We start from the raw sequence: 3617 nt of genomic DNA, 5'->3' as shown, positions 1-3617 counted from the left end.
CGCGACGAACCCGGACGGGCGGCCCTCGAAGCAGGCGAGCGTCGCGGCCATCGACAGACAGTGGGAACGACTGGCCTGACATGGCGACTGGCATGACACGGCAAACGGCCCGGAGCGTGACGCTCCGGGCCGTTGCTTGTATCGGTCGGGATCAGTAGTCGGCCACCGTGAAGGTGGAGCCGCTGGTCACGATCGACTTGACGTAGGGCTTGTCCGGGTCTTCGTTGGTCCCGCCCGACTGCACGTCCACATCACCGTTGCTCACCCAGGTGACGGTGTAGGCGCCGTCCTCCACCGGGTCCACCGGGTTGTTGGCCACCCCGGACCCGTCGAGGCTGTTGGCGAGATTGAAGGTGGCCAACACCTGGTTCGGGCCGATGTAGGTGATCGCGGACGCGTCGGCGATCGGCGCGACCGTCTTGTCGCCGTTGCCGTCGTCCTCAGGGTCGTAGCTGCCCTGCACCAGGTAGATGTGCGCCGTGTCGGTGGTGGACAGGCCGGCGGAGTAGGCCGTGAACGCATCGCCGATCCCGGCACCCTCGACGAGGATGTCGACGTTGCCGCCGCCGGCGGAGGTGTTAGGCGTCACGTTGATGCCGTTGGTGAACGCGAAGGCGCTCGCCTTGGTGACGGTGCCGCCGGACGTGGTGACGGACAGGGTCTGACCGGTGGCCGCCGCATGGGCGGGCGTGATGCCCGTGAAGCTGAGCTGGTCCGATGCCACCGAGATACCCGTCAGCGGCTCGCCGCCGAGGGTGGCGGTGACGCCGGTGGTGGGGAACTTGTAGGTGCCGTTACCGGTGATGGTGACGGGAGTGCCGCCCAGCGCCGGGCCCGTCGCCGGAGAGATCGGGCTGTTCGCCAGGATCGGCTTGGTCGCGATCGTATAGGTGGCGTTCGCGATCAGCGGGCTGCCGACGACCACCGGCGTGACACCGGCGGCCGAGGCGACCGAGGTGCCGCTGTAGGCGCAGACGTTGTACTTCAGCGTCGACGTGTTGGCGGGCAGGTCCACGCCGGCGGGCACCAGGATGGAGATCTGGGTGCTCGACAGCTTCTTCACCGTCACGGCCTTCACGACACCGGCGGTGGCCGTGACCGTCACCACGTTGCTGTAGGTGGCCGGGCACGACGTGCCGACCGTGAACTCGACGGCCGGCGGTGCGGTCGCCGTGAAAACGGCGGTCGCCGTCTTGCCGATCAGGGTGTTGCCGCCCTGGGCGGGTCCGGTGGTCGCGCTGAGCGTCATGGGCACCGAGGCCGCGAAGGCGGGTGTTGCCGCGCCGGCTACGACAGCGGCGGCTGTCGCCGCCACCGCCACGCCGGCTTTGAGCAGCCGGAAGCCGGTGCTTTGTTCGGACTTGCGCATGCGAGGTCCTCCTACGGTCTCTGCGAACCGTCTGCTGGATGGGTAGGGCCCGCGCGTGCGTCAGAGGCATCGTGGGGCCGTCTCGCGAGGAGCGTAACGCGGCTTTTGCGCGCAATTGCGCAGAACGACGAAGTTGGATTCACTCGGCCCAGAGCGAGCGGTAGACCGCCGCTGACGAGGGGTTCTTGGTGCAGGCGGAGTCGGTGCGGAACAGACTGCTCTGTACGCCGCCCTGGCCGCAGTCCGAGAAATACGCCTCGTACGCCAGGTACGGAGCCCGCGCCGCGAACCACTCGTGCATCCACCGGATGAACGACGGGTTCTCCTTGCCGGCGTCTCCGGTCGGCACCACGCCCCACTCACCCACCGAGAACGGCTTGGAGTGCGCCCGCGCGAAGTCGTACAGCCAGGTCAAACCTTCGGGCGCGAGAGCCGTCCGGTCGAACGCCGCCTTGGTGGGACTCCACGGGTAGTGGTCGTAGTTGTCGATGCCGATGATGTCGACGTACTCGTCACCGGGGTAGCAGTTCGTGGCCAGCCCGCCGCAGAGCCCGTCGGGAGAGCCGTGCGCGTTGATCGACCAGTCCAGGACCACGTCGGGGTTGGCCGCCCGGACGGCAGTGGCCGCGTGCCGGTAGCAACCGATGTAGGCCGCCGTGTCGGTGGCCCGCCAGGCCATCGTGCGCTCGTTCATCTCCCAGCCCAGCCGCACGATGGAGTCCCCGCGCCCCTGCTCGACCATCAGCTCGCCGAAGTTGCGCCACTGCGTGTCGTAGTCGCCGGCCGCGCACCCGGCCAGCATCTCCTCGCCGCCCGTCGGTACCAGTCCCTGCGAGATCACGAGCGCACCGTCGAAGTCGCTGAAGAACTCGAACGTCCACCCCGACCCGCTGGTCATCGACTCGTAGCTGGTGCGGTCGGTGTAGGTCTGCGCCAACCGGCACGCCCGGCCGCGCGCCGCGCAGAACGCCTCCACGTGCGCCGTGTCGAAGGTCGGGTCGCCGTTCACGCCGGACAGACCGTTCGGTCCCGGCCAGACGCCGGCCGTGCGGGGCAGCGTGATGAGCCGGCTCGCCGACCGTTGTTCGGCCGCCGAGGCCGATCGGGTGGTGTGCGGGGTGGGCGCCACCGAGGACGCGACGGGCGCGGTGGGAGCGGTGGTTTGCTCCGAGCCGCAGCCGGCCACGGCCAGCAGCAATGCGACGACGGCGAACCGCATGCGGCGGCACCTCCCGGGGGAACGTCCTTCGTGATCCACTCTGCCAGCCGGACGGCCGGCGGATGGCAAGAAAGCCTTACCTAAGACGAGGTAATTGGAGCCTAACCTCATTCGTAAATTGCTGATGAAATGGCGGCGCACCCACCACGCATTCGGTCGGTGATGGCATTATCGTGGGGTCGGGACGCGATGACGAATGAAAGGCTGAAGCGATGACGCAGATGATGGAAATGCCGCGGGTCACGCAGTGCACCGTTAGCTCGTGTGGCTACAACCACGACGGCTGTACGGCCTTCGCGATCACGATCGGCCGGGTCAACTCCGAGTGCGACACCTACGTCGACAGCGACCTGCAGGGCGGGATCGGGCAGCTCATGGCCCAGGTGGGTGCGTGCAAGCGCTCCGCCTGCAAGCACAACGCCAACCTCGAGTGCCAGGCGCCGGCGATCACCGTGGGAAGCCGCACAGGACTCCGCCGATTGCCTCACTTTCGAGCCAAGGTAATCCTTCCCTGAGCTCAGGCCCGCCTTCATTAATGGACGGCGGGCCTTTTTGGTGCGCAAATTCAAATTCCGGTCGTAGCTCCGGTGGTGTGTGCAGACCGCAGCTCCCGCCGAGGGTCGCTTCGCTCCACGTGCGTGAGTGGTCACCCGCGCCGCTGCGCGGCCGTGGCCGCACACCCCGCGGCCCACCCACAAACTGGTAGCCCACCCACGCGTCTACCCCCTCCAAAGGTGGCTCGGCTACCACTTCTTGCTTGCCCCCGGCCGGCCGGCGCTTGACGGAGGAGCGTGTCGGTCCTATGTTGTTCTCAGGTTGAGTTTTACTCAGAGCGAGAATGACGGAGGCGGGCGTGACCGACGAGGAGTTTCTGGCGCAGTACGACCCGCGGGAGTTCCCGCCCGTGGCCGTCAGCGTCGACGTCGTGGCGCTGACCATCCGCGACGGGCGGCTGTGTGTGCTGCTCGTCGAGCGCGGCGCGCACCCGTTCGCCGGGTGGCGGGCACTGCCGGGTGGCTTCGTGCGGGA

Annotated in this window: 4 protein-coding genes; 2 read left to right on the top strand and 2 right to left on the bottom strand. The window is 68.0% G+C overall.

Going from position 1 to position 3617, the window contains the following annotated elements:
* Nucleotides 1-151 precede the first annotated feature (151 nt).
* Nucleotides 152-1369 (bottom strand): IPT/TIG domain-containing protein, encoded by a 1218-nt coding sequence (locus AB0M20_RS32375; protein ID WP_364304134.1) that lies wholly within the window; start codon nt 1367-1369, stop codon nt 152-154.
* Nucleotides 1370-1508: 139 nt separating this feature from the next.
* Nucleotides 1509-2588, bottom strand: a complete 1080-nt coding sequence (locus AB0M20_RS32370; protein ID WP_364304133.1) for a glycosyl hydrolase — start codon at nt 2586-2588, stop codon at nt 1509-1511.
* Nucleotides 2589-2800: 212 nt separating this feature from the next.
* Between AB0M20_RS32370 and AB0M20_RS32365 the strand changes: the two genes are divergently transcribed.
* Nucleotides 2801-3103, top strand: a complete 303-nt coding sequence (locus tag AB0M20_RS32365) for a DUF1540 domain-containing protein (protein WP_364304132.1) — start codon at nt 2801-2803, stop codon at nt 3101-3103.
* Between the two features lie 323 nt (nt 3104-3426).
* Nucleotides 3427-3617 (top strand): NUDIX domain-containing protein (locus AB0M20_RS32360; RefSeq protein WP_364304131.1); only part of this gene is annotated, 191 nt, incomplete at its 3' end.

This window comes from Actinoplanes sp. NPDC051633 (genome assembly GCF_040681735.1).
Lineage (GTDB): Bacteria > Actinomycetota > Actinomycetes > Mycobacteriales > Micromonosporaceae > Actinoplanes.
Note: the sequence above shows the minus strand (reverse complement) of the source record. Positions and strands in the feature narration are given on the sequence as shown.

Coding starts and splice junctions, on each gene's coding strand:
- AB0M20_RS32375 (WP_364304134.1), bottom strand. CDS start 1,369: ATGCGCAAGTCCGAACAAAGCACCGGCTTCCGGCTGCTCAAAGCCGGC.
- AB0M20_RS32370 (WP_364304133.1), bottom strand. CDS start 2,588: ATGCGGTTCGCCGTCGTCGCATTGCTGCTGGCCGTGGCCGGCTGCGGC.
- AB0M20_RS32365 (WP_364304132.1), top strand. CDS start 2,801: ATGACGCAGATGATGGAAATGCCGCGGGTCACGCAGTGCACCGTTAGC.